27 protein-coding genes and 2 tRNA genes are annotated in these 25,101 nt (G+C 31.0%); 26 read left to right on the forward strand and 3 right to left on the reverse strand.

The features are described 5' to 3' along the window. Positions 1 to 71: 71 nt before the first annotated feature. The 5 genes from tenA to yidC all read left to right on the forward strand — a co-directional run bounded on the left by tenA (position 72) and on the right by yidC (position 3,961). Positions 72 to 761 carry a thiaminase II gene (gene tenA / locus HMPREF2576_RS10620; protein ID WP_001829894.1) on the forward strand — a complete coding sequence of 230 codons (690 nt, stop codon included), beginning with the start codon at positions 72 to 74 and terminating at the stop codon, positions 759 to 761. Next, the gene (thiD, locus tag HMPREF2576_RS10625; protein ID WP_001832736.1) at positions 754 to 1,575 is read left to right on the forward strand and encodes a bifunctional hydroxymethylpyrimidine kinase/phosphomethylpyrimidine kinase; all 822 of its coding nucleotides are present in this window, start codon (positions 754 to 756) and stop codon (positions 1,573 to 1,575) included. The genes tenA and thiD overlap by 8 nt, the downstream gene beginning before the upstream one ends. Continuing rightward, a complete protein-coding gene (thiM, locus tag HMPREF2576_RS10630) occupies positions 1,568 to 2,356 on the forward strand; it encodes a hydroxyethylthiazole kinase (protein WP_002469583.1) in 789 nt (262 codons plus the stop codon). The genes thiD and thiM overlap by 8 nt, the downstream gene beginning before the upstream one ends. A gap of 5 nt (positions 2,357 to 2,361) precedes the next feature. After that, positions 2,362 to 3,000 (forward strand): thiamine phosphate synthase, encoded by a 639-nt coding sequence (gene thiE, locus HMPREF2576_RS10635; RefSeq protein ID WP_002505076.1) that lies wholly within the window; start codon positions 2,362 to 2,364, stop codon positions 2,998 to 3,000. Positions 3,001 to 3,088: 88 nt separating this feature from the next. Beyond that, entirely contained in the window at positions 3,089 to 3,961 is an 873-nt protein-coding gene (gene yidC, locus HMPREF2576_RS10640) for a membrane protein insertase YidC (RefSeq protein ID WP_002470121.1), read from the forward strand. Positions 3,962 to 4,066: 105 nt separating this feature from the next. Here the strand turns inward: yidC and HMPREF2576_RS10645 are convergent, their stop codons facing one another. Both HMPREF2576_RS10645 and cls read right to left on the reverse strand, forming a co-directional pair. Beyond that, positions 4,067 to 4,720 carry an HD domain-containing protein gene (locus HMPREF2576_RS10645; protein ID WP_001829983.1) on the reverse strand — a complete coding sequence of 218 codons (654 nt, stop codon included), beginning with the start codon at positions 4,718 to 4,720 and terminating at the stop codon, positions 4,067 to 4,069. 181 nt (positions 4,721 to 4,901) lie between these two features. Beyond that, positions 4,902 to 6,386 carry a cardiolipin synthase gene (gene cls / locus HMPREF2576_RS10650; RefSeq protein ID WP_002457116.1) on the reverse strand — a complete coding sequence of 495 codons (1,485 nt, stop codon included), beginning with the start codon at positions 6,384 to 6,386 and terminating at the stop codon, positions 4,902 to 4,904. Positions 6,387 to 6,559: 173 nt separating this feature from the next. On the opposite strand from cls, the gene csoR reads away from it, so the two are divergent. The 3 genes from csoR to HMPREF2576_RS10665 all read left to right on the forward strand — a co-directional run bounded on the left by csoR (position 6,560) and on the right by HMPREF2576_RS10665 (position 7,349). After that, positions 6,560 to 6,853: a copper-sensing transcriptional repressor CsoR gene (csoR, locus tag HMPREF2576_RS10655; protein WP_001829893.1), complete on the forward strand. Its 294-nt coding sequence runs from the start codon at positions 6,560 to 6,562 to the stop codon at positions 6,851 to 6,853. A gap of 6 nt (positions 6,854 to 6,859) precedes the next feature. After that, positions 6,860 to 7,069 (forward strand): putative copper chaperone CsoZ, encoded by a 210-nt coding sequence (locus HMPREF2576_RS10660; protein WP_001829980.1) that lies wholly within the window; start codon positions 6,860 to 6,862, stop codon positions 7,067 to 7,069. A 142-nt stretch (positions 7,070 to 7,211) separates the two neighbouring features. Further along, positions 7,212 to 7,349, forward strand: a complete 138-nt coding sequence (locus tag HMPREF2576_RS10665) for an Lmo0850 family protein (RefSeq protein ID WP_001829949.1) — start codon at positions 7,212 to 7,214, stop codon at positions 7,347 to 7,349. 98 nt (positions 7,350 to 7,447) lie between these two features. On the opposite strand, the gene HMPREF2576_RS10670 is transcribed toward HMPREF2576_RS10665, so the two are convergent. After that, entirely contained in the window at positions 7,448 to 8,659 is a 1,212-nt protein-coding gene (locus HMPREF2576_RS10670) for an FtsW/RodA/SpoVE family cell cycle protein (protein WP_002486299.1), read from the reverse strand. A 390-nt stretch (positions 8,660 to 9,049) separates the two neighbouring features. On the opposite strand from HMPREF2576_RS10670, the gene HMPREF2576_RS10675 reads away from it, so the two are divergent. The 18 genes from HMPREF2576_RS10675 (at position 9,050) to HMPREF2576_RS10760 (ending at position 25,096) form a co-directional block, all read left to right on the forward strand. Then, positions 9,050 to 10,123, forward strand: a complete 1,074-nt coding sequence (locus HMPREF2576_RS10675; RefSeq protein ID WP_002468311.1) for a D-alanine--D-alanine ligase — start codon at positions 9,050 to 9,052, stop codon at positions 10,121 to 10,123. An 11-nt stretch (positions 10,124 to 10,134) separates the two neighbouring features. After that, positions 10,135 to 11,490, forward strand: coding sequence for a UDP-N-acetylmuramoyl-tripeptide--D-alanyl-D-alanine ligase (gene murF / locus HMPREF2576_RS10680; RefSeq protein WP_070856572.1), 1,356 nt, complete (start codon positions 10,135 to 10,137; stop codon positions 11,488 to 11,490). 298 nt (positions 11,491 to 11,788) lie between these two features. Next, positions 11,789 to 13,318 (forward strand): degradosome RNA helicase CshA, encoded by a 1,530-nt coding sequence (locus HMPREF2576_RS10685; protein WP_001829967.1) that lies wholly within the window; start codon positions 11,789 to 11,791, stop codon positions 13,316 to 13,318. 248 nt (positions 13,319 to 13,566) lie between these two features. Next, complete coding sequence (locus tag HMPREF2576_RS10690) at positions 13,567 to 14,046, forward strand: PH domain-containing protein (RefSeq protein ID WP_001829909.1); 480 nt, start codon at positions 13,567 to 13,569, stop codon at positions 14,044 to 14,046. Beyond that, complete coding sequence (locus tag HMPREF2576_RS10695; RefSeq protein ID WP_001829976.1) at positions 14,039 to 15,544, forward strand: PH domain-containing protein; 1,506 nt, start codon at positions 14,039 to 14,041, stop codon at positions 15,542 to 15,544. The genes HMPREF2576_RS10690 and HMPREF2576_RS10695 overlap by 8 nt, the downstream gene beginning before the upstream one ends. Continuing rightward, positions 15,531 to 16,040, forward strand: a complete 510-nt coding sequence (locus HMPREF2576_RS10700; RefSeq protein WP_001829888.1) for a PH domain-containing protein — start codon at positions 15,531 to 15,533, stop codon at positions 16,038 to 16,040. Before HMPREF2576_RS10695 ends, HMPREF2576_RS10700 begins: the two co-directional genes overlap by 14 nt. Positions 16,041 to 16,087: 47 nt before the next feature. After that, the gene (gene acpS / locus HMPREF2576_RS10705; protein ID WP_001829915.1) at positions 16,088 to 16,441 is read left to right on the forward strand and encodes a holo-ACP synthase; all 354 of its coding nucleotides are present in this window, start codon (positions 16,088 to 16,090) and stop codon (positions 16,439 to 16,441) included. 65 nt (positions 16,442 to 16,506) lie between these two features. Further along, positions 16,507 to 17,655, forward strand: coding sequence for an alanine racemase (gene alr, locus HMPREF2576_RS10710; protein ID WP_001829972.1), 1,149 nt, complete (start codon positions 16,507 to 16,509; stop codon positions 17,653 to 17,655). A gap of 86 nt (positions 17,656 to 17,741) precedes the next feature. Continuing rightward, positions 17,742 to 17,912 carry a type II toxin-antitoxin system antitoxin MazE gene (gene mazE, locus HMPREF2576_RS10715; protein ID WP_001829931.1) on the forward strand — a complete coding sequence of 57 codons (171 nt, stop codon included), beginning with the start codon at positions 17,742 to 17,744 and terminating at the stop codon, positions 17,910 to 17,912. Beyond that, positions 17,909 to 18,271: a type II toxin-antitoxin system PemK/MazF family toxin gene (locus HMPREF2576_RS10720; protein WP_001829891.1), complete on the forward strand. Its 363-nt coding sequence runs from the start codon at positions 17,909 to 17,911 to the stop codon at positions 18,269 to 18,271. The genes mazE and HMPREF2576_RS10720 overlap by 4 nt, the downstream gene beginning before the upstream one ends. 345 nt (positions 18,272 to 18,616) lie before the next feature. Further along, positions 18,617 to 19,618 carry a PP2C family protein-serine/threonine phosphatase gene (locus HMPREF2576_RS10725; protein ID WP_001829902.1) on the forward strand — a complete coding sequence of 334 codons (1,002 nt, stop codon included), beginning with the start codon at positions 18,617 to 18,619 and terminating at the stop codon, positions 19,616 to 19,618. A 99-nt stretch (positions 19,619 to 19,717) separates the two neighbouring features. Then, complete coding sequence (locus HMPREF2576_RS10730) at positions 19,718 to 20,044, forward strand: anti-sigma factor antagonist (protein WP_001829952.1); 327 nt, start codon at positions 19,718 to 19,720, stop codon at positions 20,042 to 20,044. 1 nt (position 20,045) lies between these two features. Then, positions 20,046 to 20,525 (forward strand): anti-sigma B factor RsbW, encoded by a 480-nt coding sequence (rsbW, locus tag HMPREF2576_RS10735; protein ID WP_001829903.1) that lies wholly within the window; start codon positions 20,046 to 20,048, stop codon positions 20,523 to 20,525. Continuing rightward, positions 20,500 to 21,270, forward strand: coding sequence for an RNA polymerase sigma factor SigB (gene sigB / locus HMPREF2576_RS10740; RefSeq protein ID WP_002440602.1), 771 nt, complete (start codon positions 20,500 to 20,502; stop codon positions 21,268 to 21,270). Before rsbW ends, sigB begins: the two co-directional genes overlap by 26 nt. Before the next feature lie 287 nt (positions 21,271 to 21,557). Beyond that, on the forward strand, positions 21,558 to 23,708 hold the full coding sequence (locus HMPREF2576_RS10745; protein ID WP_001832739.1) for a Tex family protein: 2,151 nt from the start codon (positions 21,558 to 21,560) through the stop codon (positions 23,706 to 23,708). Continuing rightward, the gene (locus HMPREF2576_RS10750; protein WP_001829897.1) at positions 23,701 to 24,156 is read left to right on the forward strand and encodes a SprT family protein; all 456 of its coding nucleotides are present in this window, start codon (positions 23,701 to 23,703) and stop codon (positions 24,154 to 24,156) included. Before HMPREF2576_RS10745 ends, HMPREF2576_RS10750 begins: the two co-directional genes overlap by 8 nt. 757 nt (positions 24,157 to 24,913) lie before the next feature. Further along, positions 24,914 to 25,000: transfer RNA gene (locus HMPREF2576_RS10755), tRNA-Leu, on the forward strand. A 22-nt stretch (positions 25,001 to 25,022) separates the two neighbouring features. Continuing rightward, positions 25,023 to 25,096, forward strand: a tRNA-Gly gene (locus HMPREF2576_RS10760). Positions 25,097 to 25,101: the final 5 nt, after the last annotated feature.

Here is a 25,101-nt window from a genome sequence, read left to right on the forward strand (position 1 = left end):
CGTCATTGAGATGTCTTGGTCTAACTACTTTCTTCGCTGGGAAGTAGTTTTATTTTTTGAGGAGGCTAATTATGACATTTTCAAAAGAGTTGAGGGAAGCATCAAGACCTATTATTGATGACATTTACAATGATGGTTTTATTCAAGATTTACTAGCAGGTAAGTTATCTAATCAAGCTGTAAGACAATACTTAAGAGCAGACGCTTCTTATTTAAAAGAGTTTACAAATATTTATGCAATGCTCATACCCAAAATGAGTTCTATGGAAGATGTTAAATTTCTAGTAGAACAAATTGAGTTTATGTTAGAAGGAGAAGTTGAAGCGCATGAGGTTCTAGCTGATTTCATTAATGAACCATATGAAGAAATAGTAAAAGAAAAAGTATGGCCACCAAGTGGTGATCATTATATTAAACATATGTACTTCAATGCATTTGCACGTGAAAATGCAGCCTTCACGATTGCAGCGATGGCACCCTGTCCATACGTCTACGCTGTCATTGGTAAACGTGCGATGGAAGATCCCAAATTAAATAAAGAATCAGTGACTTCTAAATGGTTTCAATTTTATAGTACTGAAATGGACGAACTTGTTGATGTGTTCGATCAATTGATGGACCGTTTAACTAAACATTGTAGTGAGACAGAAAAAAAAGAGATTAAAGAAAATTTCTTGCAAAGTACTATTCATGAGAGACATTTCTTCAATATGGCATATATTAATGAAAAATGGGAATATGGGGGAAATAACAATGAATAAACCTAAAATTGCACTAACAATAGCAGGCACAGATCCCACCGGTGGGGCAGGTGTTATGGCGGATTTAAAATCATTTCACGCGTGTGGCGTTTATGGTATGGCCACTATAACAAGTATCGTTGCTCAAAATACCCTAGGAGTTCAACATATCCATAATTTAGAATCTTCATGGGTAAAGGAACAACTTGATAGTGTGTTTGATGATGAATTACCACAAGCTATCAAAACGGGTATGATTGCAACAAAAAAAACGATGGAGTTGATTCAAAGTTACTTAAAGGAACATTCCAATATTCCTTATGTGATTGATCCAGTTATGCTTGCCAAAAGTGGTGATTCATTGATGGATGAAAATACTAAAAATCATTTGCAATCAACATTATTACCTTTGGCTGATGTTGTCACTCCGAATATACCTGAAGCTGAGGAAATTACTGGTATTAAAATTAATGATGAAGAAAGCATACGTAAAGCAGGTCAAATCTTTATTAATGAAATTGGTAGTAAGGGTGTTGTAATTAAGGGAGGGCATTCAGCCGATTTAAATAATGCTAAAGATTTTCTTTTTACTAAGAATGAAACGTATACCTTTGAGAACAAACGCTTTGATACTAAACATACTCATGGAACTGGTTGTACTTTTTCAGCAGTTATTACAGCAGAATTAGCTAAAGGTCGTTCCATAAAAGATGCAGTTAAAAAAGCAAAAGAGTTTATTTCATTAAGTATTGAACATACCCCAGAAATTGGCAAGGGGAGAGGACCTGTAAATCATTTTGCTTATATGAAGAAAGTAGGTTTAGATGATGAATAATTTAGAACGATTACGTTCAGAAAATCCACTCGTAATTTGCTATACCAATGATGTTGTGAAAAACTTTACTGCGAATGGTTTACTAAGTTTAGGTGCTAGTCCCGCAATGAGTGAGGCACCAGAAGAAGCTGAAGATTTTACTCGAATGGCTAGTGCGCTTTTAATTAACATCGGTACACTCACACGTGAAAATGAAGAAGACATTATCAAAATAGGTAAAATTGCTAATCAGCAAGGTACACCAATAGTTTTTGATCCAGTGGCAGTTGGTGCTTCTACATATCGTAAAAATTTTTGTCAACGTTTTCTTGGTGAAGTTAATGTCACAGTAATAAAAGGCAATGCTTCAGAAATATTGACATTAATAGATTTTAATACAACTATGAAAGGTACTGACAGTGACAGCGAATTAGATTCAGTAAATATTGCAAAAAAAGCGGCTAATACTTTAAATACTGCTATTGTCATTACTGGAAAAGATGATATTATTGCAAAAAATGAGAAAATAATTAAATTATCTAATGGTTCTCCGCTTCTTACTAAAATCACGGGGGCTGGATGCTTGTTAGGTGGTGTATTAGCAAGTTTCTTGTTTAGAAATACTCAACCTTCAATTGATTTATTAGTTGAAGCGGTAAGTGTCTACAACATCGCGGCAGAATTTGCTGAACAAGCGCCTCATGTAAATGGACCTAGTACTTTTCTATCTGAACTGCTAGATCAACTTTATCAGATGAATGACATTACTTATAAAAATCAAGTCAAAAAGGTAGAGATATGAATATGATGTTTGATTCAAAACAATTATCAGTCTATTTTATTTGCGGAACACAAGATATACCTAAAAATAAATCAATTGAGCAAGTTCTCAAAGAGGCATTAGAAGCTGGAATCACGCTATATCAATTTCGTGAAAAAGGTCCGAATGCACTAAAAGGGGAAAAGAAAAAACAGTTAGCCTTAAAACTTAAACAATTATGTCACTCATATCACGTACCTATGATAGTTAATGATGATGTTCAATTAGCCCAAGAGATTAATGCTGATGGCATTCATGTAGGTCAAGATGATATGGAAATTCAACAATTTGCAAGCCAATTTAAAAATAAGATTATAGGTTTAAGTGTTGGGAATTTGAAAGAGTATCAACAATCTGATTTGTCTAAAGTTGATTACATTGGAGTAGGTCCAATGTATACAACATCATCAAAAGATGACGCTAGTAAACCTGTTGGTCCATCTATGATATCTCAATTAAGATTATATATTCATGATTTTCCTATAGTTGCCATTGGAGGTATAAATGAAACTAACGTGCAGCCTATTGTTGACGAAGGTGCAGATGGTATTTCTGTCATCTCAGCTATTACACGTAGTACCAATATAGACAAAACGGTTAAATATTTCTTAAGATATTTCACCTAAATCTCTATTTTTTCTACTTTTTGTTTTCTACTATTGAATTAGTATGATAAAATATACTCTATGTGAATATAACATTAGAGGTGGAAAAATGAAGAAAAAAGCGTTACTACCTTTGTTTTTGGGAATAATGATTTTTCTAGCAGGTTGTGATTACTCTACACCTGAGAAGCAAGATGGATTCTTCTTTAATACTTTTGTTCAACCTATGAAACATCTCTTACAGTGGTTAGGAAATGATGTTTTTCATAATAATTTTGGACTAGCAATTATTGTATTAGTTCTTTTCATTCGTTTAATCTTGTTACCATTTATGTTATCTAACTATAAAAATAGTCACATGATGCGTGAGAAAATGAAAGTGGCTAAACCTGAAGTAGATGGCATTCAAGAAAAGGTTAAACGTGCGCGAACACAAGAAGAAAAAATGGCTGCAAACCAAGAACTTATGGAAGTTTATAAAAAATATGATATGAACCCTATGAAGAGCATGTTAGGATGTTTACCTATACTTATTCAAATGCCAATTATTATGGGATTATACTTTGTATTAAAAGATAAGCTTGTAAATGGTTTATCTGAACATCCGCATTTCTTATGGTTCAATTTAACTAAGCCTGATATTTGGATTACAGTTATTGCCGGTGTGCTATACTTTATTCAAGCTGTAGTTTCAAGCAAAACGATGCCTCAAGAGCAACGTCAGATGGGCTATATGATGATGGTTATTTCTCCAATAATGATTATTTGGATTTCTTTACAAGCATCATCAGCTTTAGGTTTATATTGGTCTGTCAGTGCATTATTCTTAGTAATTCAAACGCATTTTGCTAATATTTATTACTCTAAACTTGCTAAAAAAGAAGTTCAACCTTTTATTGAAAAGTATGAAAGAGAACATAATCCATATTCAAAGAAAAAAGGGAAAAATACTCAAGTAGTATCAAAAAAGAATAAAAAATAATAAACAATAACCTGAGACATCAATCGTTGTCTCAGGTATTTTTTGTGGTAGATGCTAATGGACTTTGGTTAAAACATGAGTTAACAATATATCTTTTATTTGAATTTACTCTTTATTAAAATTCCACTCTGACATAAATTGTTTGAGATATTGAATCATAAATTGATGTCTTTCTTCAGCAAGTTTTTTTGCAGTAGGAGTGTGCATTAAATCTTTTAATTTAAATAATTTTTCATAAAAATGTTTTATTGCTGAATTGTCTAATTCTTCAACGAGAGACGTATGTAACTCTTCATTTGAAAGCTTCGTTTCAGTCCACATAGGTTCACCAAAGTGTCCTGAAAACTGGAATGTTCTCGCAATGCCGATTGCTCCTATTGCATCTAGGCGATCAGCATCTCTAACGATTTCACCATCTATTGAAAGTTTAACGTGATTATTTTTACCAGCTCGATAACTCATATGTTTAATAATATAGAGAACTTGTTGTGATATTTCACTGCTTAAATCTAGGGTAGATAAGAACTGTTTAAGCTGATCATATGCTAAAATTTCATCAGTTAATTTACTATCAACAGTATCATGCAATAAAGATGATAGTTCTATAACAAGTGTATCTGTTATATTTTCTCGTTTAGCGATATAACAAGCGTTGTTATAGACACGTTCCACATGTGCAATATCATGTCCAGTTGTATCATGTTGATGGAAACTTTTCATATACTCATAAGCTTTTTTAATCTTCATTCTTGAGTTCATAGATAGACTCCTTACTTAATTTAAAAGTAGCAAAGTATTTAATTTTTTACATTTAGTATTTAATAGTATCTTTGACATCCTTTATAATGGTTTAATTAATGAAACTACTTATCCTATTACATTAAAGAAGATATAAATGAAGAAGTGAACCTTTCGTTAAGCGTTCACTTCTTGCAAATTATTATAAAATTGGAGAAAGTAGTTGTGAAATCCCTTCTTTGAATTTAACTAGCAGATTTCGTTTAGCATATTCTTCAGAAGTGAGCTTGTTAGATAATTTCATATCATTAATGAAAGCTTGTTTTAATGATCGTGCTACGCCTTCATCATAAATAAAAGCATTGACCTCAAAGTTTAATGTAAAGCTTCGATTATCCATATTGGCAGTTCCTACACTTGCTACCTCATCATCAATGACAAGTGTTTTTGAATGTAGAAAACCATTATCATAATGATAGACATTAACGCCAGCTTCAAGTAAAGACGCTACGTTTTTAAGCGTAGCCCAATAAACAAAGGGATGATCACGTTTGTTAGGAACCATGATGTTAACATCCACACCACCAAGCGCTGCAATTTTAATCGAATCTAAAAAAGCTTGATCGGGAATGAAGTATGGTGATTGAATGTATATAGATTCTTTGGCTGATGAAATCATTTTTAAATAACCATATTTAATTTGTTCCCAATCTTCATCAGGCCCACTTGAAGCAATTTGTATGCCTATCGTACCACCAGAGTCAACATCAGGAAAATATCGAGATTCATAAGTTAAATTGTCACGAGTTGATTGTGAGTTCCAATCTAAGATGAATCTAAGTTGAAGGGCATTTACCGCGTCACCTTTAATACGTAAGTGTGTGTCCCTCCAATAACCAAATTTCTTAGATTTACCTATATATTCATCTCCTACATTAAAACCACCAACATATCCAATCGTACCGTCAATGACTACTATTTTTCTGTGGTTTCTATTATTCATTCTTAAATTAATAAGTGGTAATTTTGATGGAAAGAAAGATTCAGCGTGACCGCCTTTTTGACGAAACTTTTTTAGATCTTTCTTTCGTAAATCTCTTGAGCCCATATCATCGTATAGCATTTTAACTTCTATACCTTCTTCAGCTTTTTTTTCTAATTCATGTAACAATTGCTTTCCGAGATTATCACTATGAATAATGTAGTATTGGATGTGAATATATGATTGTGCGTGTCTAATATCATTAATTAAATCATCGAACTTCTGATGACCATCTGTATAAATTGTTAGATCATTATCAGTTGTTAAAAAAGCAGCATTATTATAAAGTAACATTTGTACCATTTCTTTAAATTTAACAATTTGATGATTACCCTTAGAAAAGTCTTGCTTTTTCAATGCCTCTAATTGCTCGTCAACAATCATTTCAAGACCAACTTTATCCTCTTTGGCGAGTTTAAATATATGTTCTCTCTGTATTTGGCGACCTAATAATAAATACAATATGAATCCTACTAAAGGTAGAAAAACTAAAACCAATAACCACGCCCATATAGAATTTGCTGTACGCCTCTCCATGAAAATAATAATGAATGCAAAAACTAAATTTAATAAAAAGGCACTAACTAATAAAATATTAATTATAATATTAGATTGATGAAGTGCCATAGTAAAGACTTCTATCATAGGTTACCTCCTTTATGATTGTTTATTCTCACTCAGTTTTCATTTCAGTGATTTTTAAATATAATTATAGCATGAAGAAATACGATTATCATGGTTAGATAATATTTAATTACCTGAATCATTGACGAGTGAATTTATGAATAATACGATATAATATGAACAGAGGTGACTTTATGGCAGACATGGAGAGTGCACATCACTCAGAGCAAATAAAAACAAATTTAAAATCAAGATTAAATAGAATAGAAGGTCAAGTAAGAGCAATAAATCGTATGATTGATGATGACGTTTACTGTGATGATGTACTAACTCAAATTAGAGCAACACGTTCAGCATTGAATAGTGTAGCTACTAAATTACTAGACCATCACATGAAAGGTTGTATTATGGAAAAAATAAACGACGGTGCGCAAGAAGAAGCAATGGATGAATTGCTCGTGACATTCCAAAAATTAATAAAAGATTAAGAGGGTATGAAATTGAAAAAAGGATTGATAAATGTTTCAGGTATTAAAACAACTGAACAAGCTAAACAGCTCAAAGATCATTTATCTAAGATGATAGGCATCAATAGTGTGGATATCGATTACCAAATGAATGAGATTCGAGTAGAATTTGACACTCCTGCAAATTTAAATAACATTGAAAAAGAAATTTACGATTACGGATTTCGTATTTTATAATTAAATAATTGCGCTTAATTCATTTTTCGTTTGAATTATTATAGCTTTTAGAAATATTTAAAAATATTTTTAGAATGATGTAGTAAAGTAGAAGTAATTAGGGTATTATTGAAATAAAGCTATTTCTAACGAGGTGATAATTGTGAAGAATCAAGATAAGATTCAAAATGTAGTCAAATTATTATCATCATTGGGTGTGAATATTAAGAAAACTAAGTCTCGTTTAGATATTATTAATACTTTGCCTACATCTAATCAAGTAAGTCATGAATTAAAATAATTTGCATGATAATATAATATTTTATGTATTGATTATCTAAATTAATATATAAAGAGAGACACTGTTCATCGTGAATAGTGTCTCTTATTTTATACAGGTTAAATTGTATTAGATTTTTTAGATAATGTGGTTATTTCATATCTTTGGGGTTCATGATAATAAATTGAAAGAACTACTCCTATACCAGTCATTAAACTCCATAAAGAACTTCCACCGTAACTAATAAACGGAAGTGGTATACCTGTAATCGGTAATAATTGAACCGTCATGCCGATATTTTGTAACACGTGAAAAACAATCAACGATACATATCCTATGATAAATACTTTGTTAAACTGACTATCAATTTTACTAGCTAACCGTATAAGGTGAAATATTAAGAATAAGAAAAGTAATATCAATAATACTGAACCTATAAAGCCCATTTCTTCTCCAATCACTGAAAAAATAAAGTCGGTATGATTCTCAGGAATATAAACTTCGCCATGGTTATAACCTTTACCTAATAATTGACCTGAACCAATAGCTTTTAAAGATTCTGTTAAGTGATATCCATCTCCACTACTGTATGAATAGGGATCTAACCAAGAATTGATACGTCCCATTTGATACATTTTTATTCCTAATAGGTTTTCTATTAAGGATGGTTTATAAATGATAGCTAATATAATACTAGAACCACTTACAAATGCAACAATAAAAAGAGGGGCTAATATCCTCCATGTTATTCCACTTACTAACATGACGCCAGCTATAATTGCACATAACACCAAAGTAGTACCTAGGTCATTTTGCAATAGAATTAATGCCATAGGTATAATGGATACACCTAAAATTTTAAAAAATAACATTAAATCAGACTGAAAAGACTTATTAAATGTAAATTGGTTATGTTTAGATATCGTTTTAGCCAAAGCAAGTATAAGTATAATTTTCATGAATTCGGAAGGTTGGATGCTTATAGGACCGAAACTGTACCAACTTTTAGCACCATTAATAATTGGGGTGATTGAAGTTTCAGGTAAAATAAGTAACCCTATTAATAGAACGCAAAATATACTGTATAAAATATAAGTATTATTTTTAATTTTTTTCGGTGAAATTATCATAATTAAAAATGCAATAATAGCTCCGAAAATATAATAAATAATTTGTCTAATACTGAAATTTGCACTATATTGTCCGCCACCCATAGCGGAACTGATTAAAATAACACTTGTTAGTGCTAATAGTGATATAACTAGTACGAGTATCCAGTCTACTTTACGTAACCAGTTACGTTTAGGTTGTTGACGAGAAGAATAATTCATTGCTTACTCCTTTATGTATATGGATCACTTTTCAAAATTTCTGTAGATACTTTTACAATATTTTAATCATCTGTATTCATTCATATTTTCTAATCAAATATATATTAATTTTACATGACTTCTTTTAAATTTGCTAGAATATCACAGAATGATAGCACCTTATTAACTTTTAATATGTAATAGTCATAATAAAAATATGTATATTAGCGCAAATTGTCATTAAAATTTAGTTCTATATTTAGATTATCAAATGCAATTGAATTTAAAAATATGATAATATTAAGTTTCAGAAGCCGTTATGTACTTAAAGTAGTAAATAAAAAGATCAATTAAACAATTACGTTAAAGAAAAAGGCTAAAAGAACTGTAATTGTAATGGAGGAAAACGAAATGACAAAAGAAAATATTTGTATCGTTTTTGGAGGTAAAAGTGCAGAACACGATGTTTCAATTTTAACTGCACAAAATGTTTTAAACGCAATTGATAAAGAACGATATCAAGTTGATATCATTTATATAACAAACGATGGTGAATGGAAGAAAAAAGATAATATTACACAAGAAATAAAAAATACTGATGAACTCGTCATTAACGATGTAGAGACTGGAGAAATCTCACAGTTACTCAGTAAAGGTAGTTTAGGAAAATCATATGATGCAGTATTCCCATTATTGCATGGTCCAAATGGAGAAGATGGAACTATCCAAGGTCTTTTTGAAGTACTTGATATACCATATGTAGGTAATGGTGTGTTAGCTGCTTCAAGCTCAATGGATAAACTTGTGATGAAACAATTATTTGAGCATAGAGGTTTACCTCAATTACCTTATATTAGCTTTTTAAGAAGTGAGTATGAAAAATATGAAAATAATATCATTAAATTAGTTAATGATAAGTTAACATATCCGGTATTTGTAAAACCTGCTAATCTCGGTTCAAGTGTTGGTATAAGTAAATGTAACAATGAAGAAGAATTAAAATCTGGGATAACTGAAGCATTCCAATTTGATCGTAAACTTGTCATTGAACAAGGGATTAATGCTAGAGAGATCGAAGTAGCTGTCTTAGGTAACGATTATCCTGAAACGACATGGCCTGGTGAGGTTGTTAAGGATGTAGCGTTTTATGATTATAAATCAAAGTATAAAGACGGTAAGATTAGATTAGATATTCCAGCAGATTTAGATCAAGATGTTCAAATGACATTAAGAAACATGGCATTAGAGGCCTTTAAAGCTACTGATTGTTCGGGATTAGTTCGTGCAGATTTCTTTGTTACTGATGATAATCAAATTTATATCAATGAAACAAATGCCATGCCAGGATTTACTGCATATAGTATGTATCCAAACTTATGGAAAAATATGGGCTTATCTTACCCTGATTTAATTGCTAAATTGATTGATTTGGCTAAAGAACGTTATGAAGATAAAAAGAAAAATAAATATAAAATTGATTATTAGAGGTTTTAGTTATGATAAACGTAACATTAGAGCAAATTAAAAACTGGATAGATTGTGAAATTGATGAAAAACATTTAAAAAAAACAATAAATGGCGTTTCAATTGATTCACGAAAAATCAATGAAGGGGCGTTATTTATACCTTTTAAAGGTGAGAATGTTGATGGCCATCGTTTTATCACACAAGCTTTGAACGATGGTGCTGGAGCTGTTTTTAGTGAAAAAGAGAATAAACATTCTGAAGGGAACCAAGGTCCTATTATTTGGGTAGAAGATACTTTAATAGCCTTACAGCAATTGGCAAAAGCATATCTAAATCATGTAAATCCTAAGGTGATAGCGGTTACTGGTTCTAATGGAAAAACAACAACAAAAGACATGATTGAAAGTGTATTATCAACTGAATTTAAAGTTAAGAAAACACAAGGAAATTATAATAATGAAATTGGAATGCCGTTGACTTTACTAGAACTTGATGAAGACACAGAAATTTCTATTCTAGAAATGGGGATGTCAGGTTTTCATCAAATAGAGTTGTTATCTCATATCGCACAACCTGATATAGCGGTCATCACAAACATTGGCGAATCACATATGCAAGATTTAGGATCGCGAGAAGGCATTGCAAAAGCTAAATTTGAAATAACAACTGGTCTCAAAACAAATGGTATATTTATTTATGACGGAGATGAACCTTTATTAAAACCTCATGTTAATCAAGTTAAAAATGCGAAATTAATAAGCATTGGGTTAAATTCAGACAGTACATATACTTGTCATATGAACGATGTAAAAAACGAAGGTATTCATTTTACTATCAATCAAAAAGAACATTATCATTTACCAATTTTGGGCACGCATAATATGAAAAATGCTGCTATTGCAATTGCTATTGGACATGAATTAGGCCTAAATGAAACAATAATTCAAAATAATATTCACAATGTGCAATTAACCGCTATGAGAATGGAAAGACATGAATCATCAAATAATGTAACAGTAATTAATGACGCATATAACGCAAGTCCAACGAGTATGAAAGCTGCCATTGATACATTAAGTGGCATGAAAGGTCGAAAAATTTTAATATTAGCAGATGTACTTGAATTAGGACCTAATAGTCAATTGATGCACAAACAAGTTGGTGAATATTTGAAAGATAAAAATATTGATGTTTTATATACATTTGGTAAAGAAGCTAGTTATATCCATGATAGTGGTAAAATTTTTGTTAAAGAAGCAAAATACTTTGATAATAAAGAACAGTTAATTCAGACGCTAATATCTCAAGTTAAACCTGAGGACAAAGTCTTAGTTAAAGGTTCACGAGGTATGAAACTTGAGGAAGTTGTTGACGCATTGTTGTAATATAAAATCTAATTTCAAAGCATGCAATGAAAGAGCATCTGTAAATTAATTAGGATGTTACTTTCATCGCATGCTTTTATTTTTTGGTGAATTATGAAAAAAACGCTTACATTACATATTGCACGACCTTTTTGAAAGTTAAATAGTTTGATGAATCACATTGAAAACAGTAAATGTGTGAAATTGCTTTATTGCTATAATATTTTTAAGGTGGTACTATATAGAAGTTGATAAAACATAAGTGAACATATATGTAAAAAAGCATATTAAGAAATATACACGTAAAAGGAGAATTATTTTGCAAAATTTTAAAGAACTAGGGATTTCGGATAAAACGGTTCAAACATTAGAAGCAATGGGATTTAAAGAACCGACACCTATCCAAAAAGATAGCATCCCTTACGCGTTAGAAGGAGATGACATCCTTGGACAAGCCCAAACTGGTACTGGGAAAACAGGGGCGTTTGGTATACCTTTAATTGAGAAAGTTGTAGGCCAACAGGGTGTTCAATCATTAATTCTTGCGCCAACGAGAGAGCTTGCTATGCAAGTAGCTGAGCAATTAAGAGAGTTCAGTAAAGGTCAAAAAGTACAAGTTGTTACAGTCTTTGGTGGTATGCCTATTGAAAGACAGATTAAAGCATTAAAAAGAGGCCCTCAAATTGTAGTAGGTACGCCGGGAAGAGTTATTGATCATCTTAATCGTCGTACACTTAAAACTCAAGGAATTCACACGCTTATTTTAGATGAAGCAGATGAAATGATGAATATGGGATTCATCGATGATATGAGATTTATTATGGATAAAATTCCAGCTGAACAACGTCAAACTATGCTATTTTCTGCTACGATGCCAAAAGCAATCCAAGAATTGGTACAGCAGTTTATGAAAGCTCCTAAAATAATTAAGACAATGAATAATGAAATGTCAGATCCTCAAATTGATGAATATTATACAATCGTTAAAGAATTAGAGAAATTTGATACATTTACAAACTTTTTAGATGTTCATCAGCCTGAATTGGCGATTGTCTTTGGTCGTACTAAGCGTCGCGTAGATGAATTAACAAGCGCGCTATTATCTAAAGGATACAAAGCAGAAGGTTTACATGGGGATATTACCCAAGCAAAACGTTTAGAAGTATTGAAGAAATTTAAGAACGATCAAATAGATATTTTAGTTGCTACAGATGTGGCTGCACGTGGTCTTGATATTTCTGGTGTGAGTCATGTTTATAATTTTGATATCCCTCAAGATACAGAAAGTTATACGCACCGTATTGGACGTACTGGTCGAGCAGGAAAAGAAGGTATTGCAGTTACTTTTGTAAATCCAATTGAGATGGATTATATTCGACAAATTGAAGATGTCAATAATCGTCGAATGAAAGCATTAAGACCTCCACATCGTAAAGAGGTGCTTAAAGCGCGTGAAGATGATATTAAAGATAGAGTTCAAAACTGGATGTCAAGAGAAAATGAGCCACGTTTACAAAGAATATCAAGTGAATTACTTAAAGAATATGATAGTACAGAATTAGTAGCCTCTTTACTTCAAGAACTTGTAGAAGCTAATGATGAAGTGGAAGTACAATTAACTTTTGAAAAACCATTAGCACGTAAAAATCGCAGTAATAAAGGCGGTTCTAGAAGAAGTAATCATAAACGTGGTAATGGTAAGTTTGATAATAAAAATAGACGATCAAAAGGGTCTAAAGGTCAATCAAGCAAAAAGAAAAACCAAAAGAAATTTGACCGTAGAGATAAGCAACAAAAAAGTGGTAATCAATCACTAAAAGGTCGCACATTTGCTGATCACCAAAAATAAATTAATTAACTAGCCTGAGATAATTTTTTGTCTCAGGCATTTTTTATTTATACAGATTAAAAAGTAAATATGTATTGAGCATAAAACTTATTATATAGTAGTGTGACCCGTCGATATGAATTTTTCCATTTTTGCATGTGAATAATTTTTTTAATAAATAATACATTGAAAATATAGGTCGCTGTTATTTTTTAGACTTTATTATCACTATGCTATAATGTGGGTAAATCTTGAAAAGGAGTACATTTATGAAAAATGATAGTACGTTTCATAGAAGCCCAATCCAAGCGCTAAAGTACTATTACATAACTAGTTGCATAGGTTTATTTATTTTGCTTGTTATACTTAGTTTACTTTTGTATTTTAGCTATTTAAATCATTGGTGGCCTTTTACATCCTACATCTTTCTTGGGCTAGGTTTGTTATCGATTTTAAACACTTGTATATCTCCACTAATTAAATATAGATATCATTATTATAAAATTCACGAAGATTTTGTCATATTAAAAAGATTATTTATTTTTAGGAAAGAAGAATTAAGTAAAATAGAGAGAATACAATTTATCGATATTGGAACTAATCCGTTATCAAAAAAATTAAATCTTAATTCCATAACTTTATTTACTGCAGGTCATACAATCTCATTTCCAATAATATCTGAGAAAGAAGCACAAAATATTCAACAACAAATACTATTGAGATTGAGAGGTGCAAATGACGATGTATAGTCCGCAAAAGCTACATCCAATTTCTTATATTGATGGCTTGATTAGTGTGATTAAATCAAATTTCATTGTAATTATCATCTTTTTATTTAATATAAAAGATTTTAAATATGATGATTTTTCGTCTTATATTATTCCAGGTATAATGACTTTGATATTTTCTATCGGTTTCATTCATAATATTATTAAGGTTTATAATACACGATATTGGATTGAAGAGGATCATTTTATTTTAACTACTGGTGTTTTTAATAAGGAACGAAAAGAACTAAATATTAGTCGCATACAATCTGCAGATACGTCTCAAGGTTTGATTAATCAAATTGTTGGCGGCGTTGAACTCATCATTAAAACACCAAGTGATGGCATAGAATTAGGGACAATTTCCAAAAAGCAAAGTGAAGTTATTGAACAAGAATTGCGATCTATTCAAGAACGCATGAATAACCAGGTAAATCAAGAAGCTAAAGAGTTAAATGATGAGAATCATACTCAGACATATCAACAACATGCCAAACCCCAATATGCAATATTTAAAATGCCTTTTAAACAACTATTATTTATGTCTATGACAAGTGGAGCTATAGCACTTGCTTTTGTGACACTATCTCCTATTATTGGCAGTCTCTCAAGTGTTATTCCATGGGATAAATTTGGTGAAGAAATATCTTCGGTATTTAAAACGATATATTTCATTGTCATTTTTATTGTCATACTAGTGTTATTATTAAGTTATATAATCGGAACTATCATGTACTTAATAAAGTTTTATGGATATCAAGTTATTCAAGATAATCATCAACTTAAAATTCAATATGGATTATTTACAAAGAAAAATATCACTGTACCAACTGACCGACTGCAAGGTGTACTTGAACATCAATCTTTTATACGAAAATTATTTGGTTATACATCTATACATTTCTATATTACAAGTGATATAGATACTACTGAAGGGGAACCCACTGATAATGATGGAAGAATTATGATTTTACCGTTTATTCCAAGAAAAGAGGCATATAAAGTGATTAGGCCTTTGGTTCCTGAGATGACATTTAATCATGCTAAAATTGGCATGCCTTTAAAAGGATTTCATCGTCACTTTCTAATTCCTTCCTTATGTATTATTGGTATGGGCATTATTGGATGGTATATGTGGTCTTTATGGTCTTTAATCATAGCTTTATTACCAATCTTATTATTTTTTGTTTACGCTATACTTTATACACGTTTTAGTGGTTTTGCTTTTAGCGAATCAGAGCTAGTTGTCCAAAAAGCGTCTATATTAAATATTAAGAGATTTTATGTTAAAAAAGAAAAAGTTTTAGGAATGGCTATTAGCCAACATCCCTTTCTTGAAAGAAGTCAACTCGCAAATTTTCAATTTGTTATTGCTAAGGGTAGTAGTCAGCAAAACATTGGTTTGAAGTTTAGTGAAGTAGATAATGTTCTTAAACTCAAAAATTGGTACATGAAAGGTGATACTCATGAAGTCTTATAAATATATGCATCAAAACGGTATTAAAGTAATGAGAATTAGTGGTGCTTTTTGGACACTTTTACTTGTGATAGCATTGTCTATTTTAATATTGCTTAATGAATTAAAATTCCATTTTATTGATACTAAAAATTTAATAATTGGAGTAATAATTTTAACTACAATAGTTTGTATTTTATTTATGATTATAGTGCCTTGGTTTAAATTTAAACATCTTAGATATTTTTTAGATGATAAAGAAATACATATTAGAGAAGGTATCATTTTTATAGATGTGCACGTCATCCCTTACTTTAGAATACAAAATATAGATATAGTTGAGGGATTTATCATGAGAAAGTTCCAACTCGCTTCGCTGTCATTATCAACTGCTGGGGGAAATTCTGAAATAGCATTGATAGATATTCAAGAAGCACAAAGATTGAAAAAACAAATTAAACAACAAAAATCAATAACGACAAATGTAACTTCATTAGAAAAATTAAACGATGATATATAAAAGACTTGATAAAAGATTATTGGTGATATACTAAAGAGGCGATACAAGTGATTTATGGAATAGGTATAGATTTAATAGAAATTGAACGAATTAAAAATCTTCAGAATCAAACAAAATTTATTGAAAGAATACTTACTATAGAGGAAAGAGACAAATTAAATCAATATACAAACGAGCAACGTAGATTAGAATTTTTAGCTGGACGCTTTACTGTGAAAGAAGCATTTAGTAAGGCCTTAGGTACTGGGTTGGGGAAATCAGTATCGTTTCAGGATATTAACTGTTACAACGACGCTCTAGGTAAACCATGTATTGACTATCCTGGTTTTTATACACATGTGAGTATTACACATACGGAGAATTATGCTATGAGTCAAGTTATTCTTGAAAAAAACGAATGAAAATTGAATAGTATTTTTAATCATCAGAATAAGATGAAGTAAGTAGTTTCAAGGAGGACATATATATGTCAGAGAAGTTTTATAGAGCAACATATTTAAATGTGAATTTAGATGCAATTTTAGCAAATTATCAAAATTTCAATCAATTACACGCTAATAAGACTGTCATTTCAGTCATTAAAGCCAATGGATATGGATTAGGAAGTGTGAAAATAGCACAACATTTAATGCGTCATGGTGCAACATTTTTTGCGGTGGCTACACTTGATGAAGCAATAGAATTAAGAATGCATGGAGTTGATGCTAAATTATTAGTTTTAGGTGTTGTTCCAACAGAAGACATTGAGAAGGCTATACAGCATCGTGTTGCTTTAACAGTACCTTCTAAAGCATGGTTGAAGGAAACTATCAAGCAAATTCCTGATGATAACCAAAAAAATTTATGGCTACATGTAAAATTAGATACTGGTATGGGCCGAATTGGAATGAAAGATATAGATGAATATAAAGAAGTGGTTGATTTAATTAATAAAAGAGATCATTTAGTTTTTGAAGGAGTTTTCACACATTTTGCGAGTGCAGATGAACCTGGAAATTCTATGAATGAACAATATACTTTGTTCAAAGAGATGGTTAATCAAGTTGAGAAACCAATCTATATTCATTGTCAAAATTCTGCTGGATCACTACTCATGGATGGTCAATTTTGTAATGCAATAAGATTAGGAATCTCTCTTTATGGATACTATCCTTCAGAATATGTTAAAGATAATGTAAAAGTTCATTTAAGACCAAGTGCGCAGTTAGTATCAGAAACCGTTCAAGTTAAAACACTTAAAGCTGGTGAAACTGTTAGTTATGGACGTACATATATTGCTGATGAAGAAATGACAATTGCAATTTTACCTATTGGGTATGCCGACGGATATTTAAGATCGATGCAAGGTGCGTTCGTCAATGTTAACGGGAGTCAATGTGAAGTCATTGGACGTATTTGTATGGACCAATTGATAGTTAAGGTTCCTTCTCATGTAAAAACGGGTGAAAAAGTAATACTTATGGATAATCACGTTGATTCACCACAATCAGCTGAAGCCGTAGCAAATAAACAAGGTACAATTAACTACGAAGTATTATGTAATTTATCAAGACGTCTTCCAAGAATATATTATTATGATAATAATGAAGAGGTTACTAACGAATTGTTAAAATAGTATAGTCACTGATTAGGAAATTTGTTATTATAAAACTAAATTGATGCTAATATAACAACTTTTGGAATCAGATGGAGGTTCTTTTCATGTTATCTTTTAATCAAAATAGAAACCACAGTCTTGAACAATCTTTAAAAGAAGGTTATGCACAAATGGCCGATTTAAACCTCTCCCTAGCAACAGAAGCTTTTCCGATAGAGTGTGAAGCTTGTGATTGCAATGAATCACATTTAATATCTAATTCAAAGAATGAATGATTAGAAGAGGAGATGTTTATTTAGCGGATTTATCACCAGTTCAAGGGTCTGAACAAGGGGGAGTAAGACCTGTAGTTATCATTCAAAATGATACTGGTAATAAATATAGTCCAACTGTAATTGTAGCTGCGATTACTGGTAGGATTAATAAAGCGAAAATACCAACCCACGTAGAAATTGAAAAGAAAAAGTATAAATTAGACAAAGATTCAGTTATTCTTCTTGAACAAATTAGAACACTAGATAAAAAGCGTTTAAAAGAAAAATTAACATTTTTATCAGAGAGTAAAATGATAGAGGTTGATAATGCCTTAGATATTAGTTTGGGATTAAATAACTTTGATCATCATAAATCTTAAATAATTATATGCAGTAAACATAAAAAAATATTGAAATAAAAGGCAATAACTTTATAATAATTAAGTGTTTAAGTAATATTAGGATATTTAAACACTTGTATAGTTGTCGATATGTCTATTTATATTTGATTTAAGACGTATCACTATAGTTATTATGAAAATGTATTTATTATAAAAGGATGTCTTGAGTTTTTAAGGCTTTAGGTTATCCATCCCTAAAGTCTTTTTTTAGCTATCAACAAAGTTTTAACACCAAAAATTATGCTATTTGCAGAAAGTAAATAAAGGTTTCATATTGTTATAAAAATGATGGGATATTGAAGTGGAAGTAAGGAGGCGCATTTCGTGGAAGAATTCACAAAAAGTTATAAAGCCCTTGTTAAAGAAAGTTTAATAACTAACAATAAAACATTATTAATTAAGAAATGTGAAGCATTCACAAATGAAGTTATAAAGAAAGATGTTTTACCTGAAGATATAGTTGAGATACATAAAGATTATATTAATACATTAGATTTAACTGAAGAAGATATATTAGAAACACTCGATGTGTTACAAGAAGTCGTTAAAGGATTTGGATATAGTTACCGAGATTACCAAAGACTTGTTAATAAGCTTCAAGTCCACGATAAAGAAATGGATTTAGCCTCAAGACTTCAACAAACTATGCTGAAAGCTGATATTCCACAATTTGATAGCATTCAAATAGGAGTGATATCTGTTGCTGCACAAAAAGTAAGTGGTGATTATTTTAATCTTATTGACCATAAAGATGGCACAATGAGTTTTGCTGTGGCAGACGTTATAGGTTCAGGCATACCAGCAGCTTTAGCTATGAGTATGATAAAATTTGGCATGGATGCTTATGGACATTCACAACTACCTAGTGATGGTTTGAAGCGTTTGAACCGTGTTGTTGAAAAGAACGTTAACCAAAATATGTTTGTCACAATGTTTTATGGACTGTATGAAGAGATGAATCATCTTCTTTACTGTAGCTCAGCTGGGCATGAACCTGGCTATATATATCGCGCAGAAACTGAAGCGTTTGAGGAAATTGGTGTGCGAGGAAGAGTTCTAGGTGTGAGTCCCAAAACACGTTATAGCCAACAGGAAATCCCTATTTACCTTGATGATTTAATCATAATTTTTACTGATGGTGTTACAGAGGCACGAGATGTAGAGGGTAATTTTATTGATAAAGATAAGTTGTTAGACTTAATTCAAAAATATAAGCATATGCATCCACAGGATATAGTTCAAATTATTTACGAAGCGATTTTAAAATTACAAAATCCTGCGAGAAAAGATGATATGACTATTTTAATTATAAAAAGAGTAAACTAATTTATAAAATATAGATTAAAGTTAATTCATGTAGGGTATAGGTGATTTTGAGTACATATGTAGGATAAACACATTTGATAAAAACTAGGAGTGTATTAAATGAATCTAAATATTGAAACAATAACTCATGATGATTTTTATGAGGTTAAAGTTGGTGGAGAATTGGACGTATATACTGTACCTGAATTAGAAGAGGTACTAGTACCAATGAGACAAGAAGGCACACATGATGTTCACGTTAACTTAGCTAATGTGAGCTATATGGATTCAACAGGCCTCGGTTTATTCGTAGGCACGCTAAAAGCATTAAATCAAAATGATAAAAATCTCTATATCTTAGGTGTTTCAGAGCGGATAGGTAGATTGTTTGATATTACAGGTTTAAAAGATTTAATGCATGTTAATGAAGGAACGGAGGTAGAATAACATGCAATCTACACAAGATTATATTGAAATGCGGTTGCCAGCTTCTGCAGAATACGTAAGTTTAATACGTTTGACGCTTTCAGGGGTATTTTCAAGAGCTGGCGCATCTTACGATGATATAGAGGATTCTAAAATAGCAGTGAGTGAAGCGGTGACAAATGCGGTTAAACATGCATATAAAAAAAATTCTGAAATAGGCATGATTAATCTTTGTTTTGAAATATTTGATGATAGAATTAAAATCGTTATTTCAGACCAAGGTGAAAGTTTTGATTATGAAGCCACAAAATCACATTTAGGTCCATATAATGATAATGAAAATATTGATTTTCTACGTGAAGGTGGTCTAGGATTATTTTTAATTGAGTCTTTAATGGATGAAGTTACTGTTTATAAAGAATCTGGTGTAACAATCAGTATGATTAAGTATATAAAAAAAGAGCAGGTGCGAAATAATGGCGAAAGAGTCGAAATCAGCTAGTGAAGTATCACCTGAACAAATTAACCAATGGATTAAACAACATCAAGAAAACGAAGATAGCCAAGCTCAAGATAAATTAGTAAAACATTATCGTAAGCTGATTGAATCTTTAGCTTATAGGTACTCTAAGGGACAATCACATCATGAAGATTTAGTTCAAGTTGGTATGGTTGGTCTAATAGGTGCTATTAATAGATTTGATTTATCATTTGATCGTAAGTTTGAAGCCTTCTTAGTACCAACAGTTATTGGTGAGATTAAAAGATATTTACGAGATAAAACATGGAGTGTTCATGTACCTAGACGTATTAAAGAAATTGGTCCAAGAATCAAAAAAGTTAGTGATGAATTAACAAATGAACTTGAACGTTCACCATCTATTAGTGAAATCGCACAACGCTTAGAAGTTTCAGATGAAGAAGTTTTGGAAGCGATGGAGATGGGGCAGAGTTACAATGCCCTGAGTGTGGATCACTCTATAGAAGCAGATAAAGATGGTTCGACAGTTACATTATTAGATATTATGGGACAACAAGATGATAATTATGATTTAACGGAAAAACGTATGATATTAGAACGTATTTTACCTATTTTGTCAGAGAGAGAAAGACAAATCATACAATGTACTTTTATTGAAGGTCTTAGCCAAAAAGAGACTGGTGAAAGAATTGGTCTTAGTCAAATGCATGTTTCACGTTTGCAACGTACCGCAATAAAAAAATTACAAGAAGCTGCAAGACAGTAAACGAGTTGTTAACAGATTTGGCAATTAAATCCGTTATAATAGCCTGGGATGAATTAAAATAAGTTCATTTCAGGTTTTCTTATATTTATATTTGCATGATTTAATAAATTTAAAATTAGTATTAGTTATATGAAATATTGGATACTATTAGAATGAATTTTATCAATCTGAATTATATCTCTATTTTTACTAGGTACTCTGATTGAAATGAATCGCTAGAAAATCAATTTAATTATTATGTTAAGATAAATAAGTAATTTTAAAGAAAAGCGTGGTAGAAAAGACAAATGGATAACAGTTTAATTGAAACAATTGTAAGTAAATATCAATTTTCGGAAAAACAAATTAAAGCAGTTTTAAAATTGCTGAAAGAAAACAATACGGTTCCATTTATAGCAAGATATCGTAAAGAAGCTACAGGTGGACTTGATGAAGTAGAAATTAAACAAATCAATGATGAATATAACTATATGTTAAATCTTCAAAAACGTAAAGAAGAAGTAATACATAATATTGATCAACAGGGTCTATTAACTTCTGATTTAAAGCAAGACATATTAACACAGACGAAGCTACAAAGAGTTGAAGATTTATATCGTCCATATAAACAAAAAAAGAAAACACGTGCAACTGAGGCTAAAAGAAAAGGATTAGAAGATTTAGCAGATTGGTTTTCACAATCAAAATTGGATACAAAAATTGAAGATAAAGCTCAATTATTCTTAAATGATGAAGTGACTACAATTGAAGATGCGATAGAAGGGGCTAAAGATATTATAGCTGAACGTATTTCGGATAATCCTCAATATCGCTCTAAAATACTTAAAGATGTTTTTAATCAGGGACTAATTGTTTCCTCGAAAAAGAAAAAAGCCGAAGATGAGAAACAAACATTTTCTATGTACTATGATTACAAGGAACCAATTAAACGTATTGCTAATCATCGTGTTTTAGCGATGAATCGAGGAGAAAAAGAAAAAGTATTATCAATAAAAATTGATTTTGACACGACACGTATTCAAAGAGAAATAGCAAATGTTGAGATAAAAACTCAAAATGAAGCAACTCCGTTTATTAAAGAGGCTATTCAGGATAGCCTTAAGCGATTAATTCTTCCTTCAATAGAAAGAGAAATTAGAGGAGATTTAACACAAAATGCAGAATCTCATGCAATAGATGTATTCAGTGAAAATCTTAGAAATTTATTACTACAACCACCAATGAAAGGTAAACAAATTCTTGGAGTAGATCCAGCATTTAGAACAGGGTGCAAACTTGCTGTCGTCAATCCATTTGGTACCTTTATTGCTAAAGGTGTTATTTATCCTCATCCTCCAATATCAAAAGTTGAGGCAGCCGAAAAAGAGCTGGTAAAGATGATAAGTGACTATAATATTGAGCTTTTAGCGATTGGTAACGGTACTGCGAGTAGAGAAACTGAACAATTTGTTGCTCAAGTAATAAAAAAATATCAACTTCAAGCTCAATTTATCATAGTCAATGAAGCTGGCGCATCAGTTTATTCAGCATCAGAAATTGCTAGACAAGAATTTCCAGATTTTCAAGTAGAAGAACGAAGTGCAGTTTCAATTGGTAGAAGAGTTCAGGATCCTTTAAGCGAACTTGTTAAAATAGATCCTAAATCTATAGGAGTAGGACAGTACCAACATGATGTCAACCAAAAAGATTTAAGTAGTGCCTTAACGTTTGTAGTAGAGACTGCCGTCAATCAAGTTGGTGTGGATGTGAATACTGCTTCTAAATCCTTGTTACAATATGTATCAGGTCTTACATCAACTATCGCTCAAAATATTATTGATTATAAGGAAGAAAACGGACCTATAAAACATCATAAAGAAATAAGTAGAATTAAACGATTAGGTGCAAAAACATTTGAGCAAAGTATTGGTTTTTTAAGAATTGTTGATGGTGAAGAACCTTTAGATAATACTGCAATACACCCTGAAAGTTACGATGTTGCATATCGCATGCTTCATCAATTAGATTTAACTGCACAAGATATAGGTTCCGTTAAACTCAAAAACACGTTATCAAATGTTAATATTTCAACACTTGTATCTCAATTAAATATTGGTGAACCTACATTAAAAGATATAATACAATCATTGATTGCACCTAATAGAGATCCAAGAGATGAATTTGAAACACCTATTTTGAAGTCCGATGTATTATCGATTGAAGATTTATCTAAAGGCATGAAGTTGAATGGTACAGTAAGAAATGTTGTTGACTTTGGAGCATTTGTAGATATCGGTGTTAAACAAGACGGACTAGTACACATATCAAAATTATCTAAGAAATTCGTTAAAAATCCAATGGATATGATAAGTGTAGGAGATATTGTAGAAGTTTGGATTTTAGATATAGATGAAAATAAAGGCAAAGTTTCATTGACTATGGTTGCCCCAAATGAATAATTTAGCATTACAAAGCCTTACCGAAAGTATAGCGATAAAGTATTTTGGCAAAGCTTTTAAGCACGAGGTATATTATAATAAACGTTTACGTACCACTGGCGGTAGATATATATTAAGTAGTCATAATATAGAAATAAATCCAAAACAGTATGAAATGTTTGGAGAAAAAGCAGTCATTGATATCATAAAACATGAACTGTGTCATTATTTTCTTCATTTAGCTGGTGAAGGATATCAACATCGTGATAAAGCATTCAAGAGTTTGAGCGCCAAAGTAGGAGCACCTAGGTTTTGTACTCCGACAGAATCTTATCAAGATAGAGCTAATTATAAATATAGGTGCATCTATTGTGAACAAGAATTTATTCGTATAAAGCGTGTGAATCTTGAAAAAATGCGTTGTGGACGATGTGGAGGTATTTTAAAACTTCTTCAAACAAGAAAGTGAAAGAATTTAAATCATCATTTTGTTTTGAAAATGAATTGTTAAAATTAATAAAAGAGTACTTGTACTAATCATATATAAATTTAACCTGAGTCATTTATAATGTCTCAGGTTTTTCTATGATATGTCTTGAAGATATATATATAAATAGCTGAGTAAGGGCAAATAATTATTAAAATAAGATGTAAAAGATAAGTAATTTTATTTTGAATCAATGAGAAACCATTAAATTATCTTACAGTTTTTGATTTAATACTGAAAATTGAAATGTTAATAATCACAAAATTATATGTTTGATGATTATTGTCTTATGAATTTTATCATTAGGCGTCTTATTAATTGTAAAGTAATAATCGATGACTTGAATATGGTGATGTAACTTTTTTATATTATTATTCTCCATATAAAGGTAATTTTAGTTATCCTTGACTTACGCTATGGTAGTAAAATAATTAAAAAGAACATATTTGTATTTTTTAATTGAAGTTTAAGATAATATTGTAGAATGATTTACGATGTAATGCTATATAATTTGACTTGTGTATAATGTTACAAACAAAATTTAAATTATACTTGTAAAAGCATTGACAATGTAATTGTTGTGATATATCATAGTTATCGTTGTCTTAATAAGAGGTCTTAATATTAAGTACTAATTAATTTTATTAATATAAAGTTAAATTATTATTGACAAAACGTAACAAAGCATTTACAATAGTTAATGTTCTCGATAATTAAATTCTAATTATGCGTTTTGCCAGCGGTCGTGGCGGAATGGCAGACGCGCTAGGTTGAGGGCCTAGTGGGAGTTAATCCCGTGGAGGTTCAAGTCCTCTCGGCCGCACCAAATTGAATTTTTATATCTACATGCGGGTGTAGTTTAATGGCAAAACCTCAGCCTTCCAAGCTGATGTTGTGGGTTCGATTCCCATCACCCGCTCCATTTTA

It is taken from the genome of Staphylococcus sp. HMSC063F05, assembly GCF_001837075.1.
GTDB classification, from domain to species: Bacteria; Bacillota; Bacilli; order Staphylococcales; family Staphylococcaceae; genus Staphylococcus; species Staphylococcus epidermidis.

What these genes read in the sequence shown, in the direction of transcription:
- tenA (WP_001829894.1), top strand. Translation starts at nt 72, where the DNA reads ATGACATTTTCAAAAGAGTTGAGGGAAGCATCAAGACCTATTATTGAT.
- thiD (WP_001832736.1), top strand. Translation starts at nt 754, where the DNA reads ATGAATAAACCTAAAATTGCACTAACAATAGCAGGCACAGATCCCACC.
- thiM (WP_002469583.1), top strand. Translation starts at nt 1,568, where the DNA reads ATGAATAATTTAGAACGATTACGTTCAGAAAATCCACTCGTAATTTGC.
- thiE (WP_002505076.1), top strand. Translation starts at nt 2,362, where the DNA reads ATGTTTGATTCAAAACAATTATCAGTCTATTTTATTTGCGGAACACAA.
- yidC (WP_002470121.1), top strand. Translation starts at nt 3,089, where the DNA reads ATGAAGAAAAAAGCGTTACTACCTTTGTTTTTGGGAATAATGATTTTT.
- HMPREF2576_RS10645 (WP_001829983.1), bottom strand. Translation starts at nt 4,720, where the DNA reads ATGAACTCAAGAATGAAGATTAAAAAAGCTTATGAGTATATGAAAAGT.
- cls (WP_002457116.1), bottom strand. Translation starts at nt 6,386, where the DNA reads ATGATAGAAGTCTTTACTATGGCACTTCATCAATCTAATATTATAATT.
- csoR (WP_001829893.1), top strand. Translation starts at nt 6,560, where the DNA reads ATGGCAGACATGGAGAGTGCACATCACTCAGAGCAAATAAAAACAAAT.
- HMPREF2576_RS10660 (WP_001829980.1), top strand. Translation starts at nt 6,860, where the DNA reads ATGAAATTGAAAAAAGGATTGATAAATGTTTCAGGTATTAAAACAACT.
- HMPREF2576_RS10670 (WP_002486299.1), bottom strand. Translation starts at nt 8,659, where the DNA reads ATGAATTATTCTTCTCGTCAACAACCTAAACGTAACTGGTTACGTAAA.
- HMPREF2576_RS10675 (WP_002468311.1), top strand. Translation starts at nt 9,050, where the DNA reads ATGACAAAAGAAAATATTTGTATCGTTTTTGGAGGTAAAAGTGCAGAA.
- murF (WP_070856572.1), top strand. Translation starts at nt 10,135, where the DNA reads ATGATAAACGTAACATTAGAGCAAATTAAAAACTGGATAGATTGTGAA.
- HMPREF2576_RS10690 (WP_001829909.1), top strand. Translation starts at nt 13,567, where the DNA reads ATGAAAAATGATAGTACGTTTCATAGAAGCCCAATCCAAGCGCTAAAG.
- HMPREF2576_RS10695 (WP_001829976.1), top strand. Translation starts at nt 14,039, where the DNA reads ATGTATAGTCCGCAAAAGCTACATCCAATTTCTTATATTGATGGCTTG.
- HMPREF2576_RS10700 (WP_001829888.1), top strand. Translation starts at nt 15,531, where the DNA reads ATGAAGTCTTATAAATATATGCATCAAAACGGTATTAAAGTAATGAGA.
- alr (WP_001829972.1), top strand. Translation starts at nt 16,507, where the DNA reads ATGTCAGAGAAGTTTTATAGAGCAACATATTTAAATGTGAATTTAGAT.
- mazE (WP_001829931.1), top strand. Translation starts at nt 17,742, where the DNA reads ATGTTATCTTTTAATCAAAATAGAAACCACAGTCTTGAACAATCTTTA.
- HMPREF2576_RS10720 (WP_001829891.1), top strand. Translation starts at nt 17,909, where the DNA reads ATGATTAGAAGAGGAGATGTTTATTTAGCGGATTTATCACCAGTTCAA.
- HMPREF2576_RS10730 (WP_001829952.1), top strand. Translation starts at nt 19,718, where the DNA reads ATGAATCTAAATATTGAAACAATAACTCATGATGATTTTTATGAGGTT.
- rsbW (WP_001829903.1), top strand. Translation starts at nt 20,046, where the DNA reads ATGCAATCTACACAAGATTATATTGAAATGCGGTTGCCAGCTTCTGCA.
- sigB (WP_002440602.1), top strand. Translation starts at nt 20,500, where the DNA reads ATGGCGAAAGAGTCGAAATCAGCTAGTGAAGTATCACCTGAACAAATT.
- HMPREF2576_RS10745 (WP_001832739.1), top strand. Translation starts at nt 21,558, where the DNA reads ATGGATAACAGTTTAATTGAAACAATTGTAAGTAAATATCAATTTTCG.
- HMPREF2576_RS10750 (WP_001829897.1), top strand. Translation starts at nt 23,701, where the DNA reads ATGAATAATTTAGCATTACAAAGCCTTACCGAAAGTATAGCGATAAAG.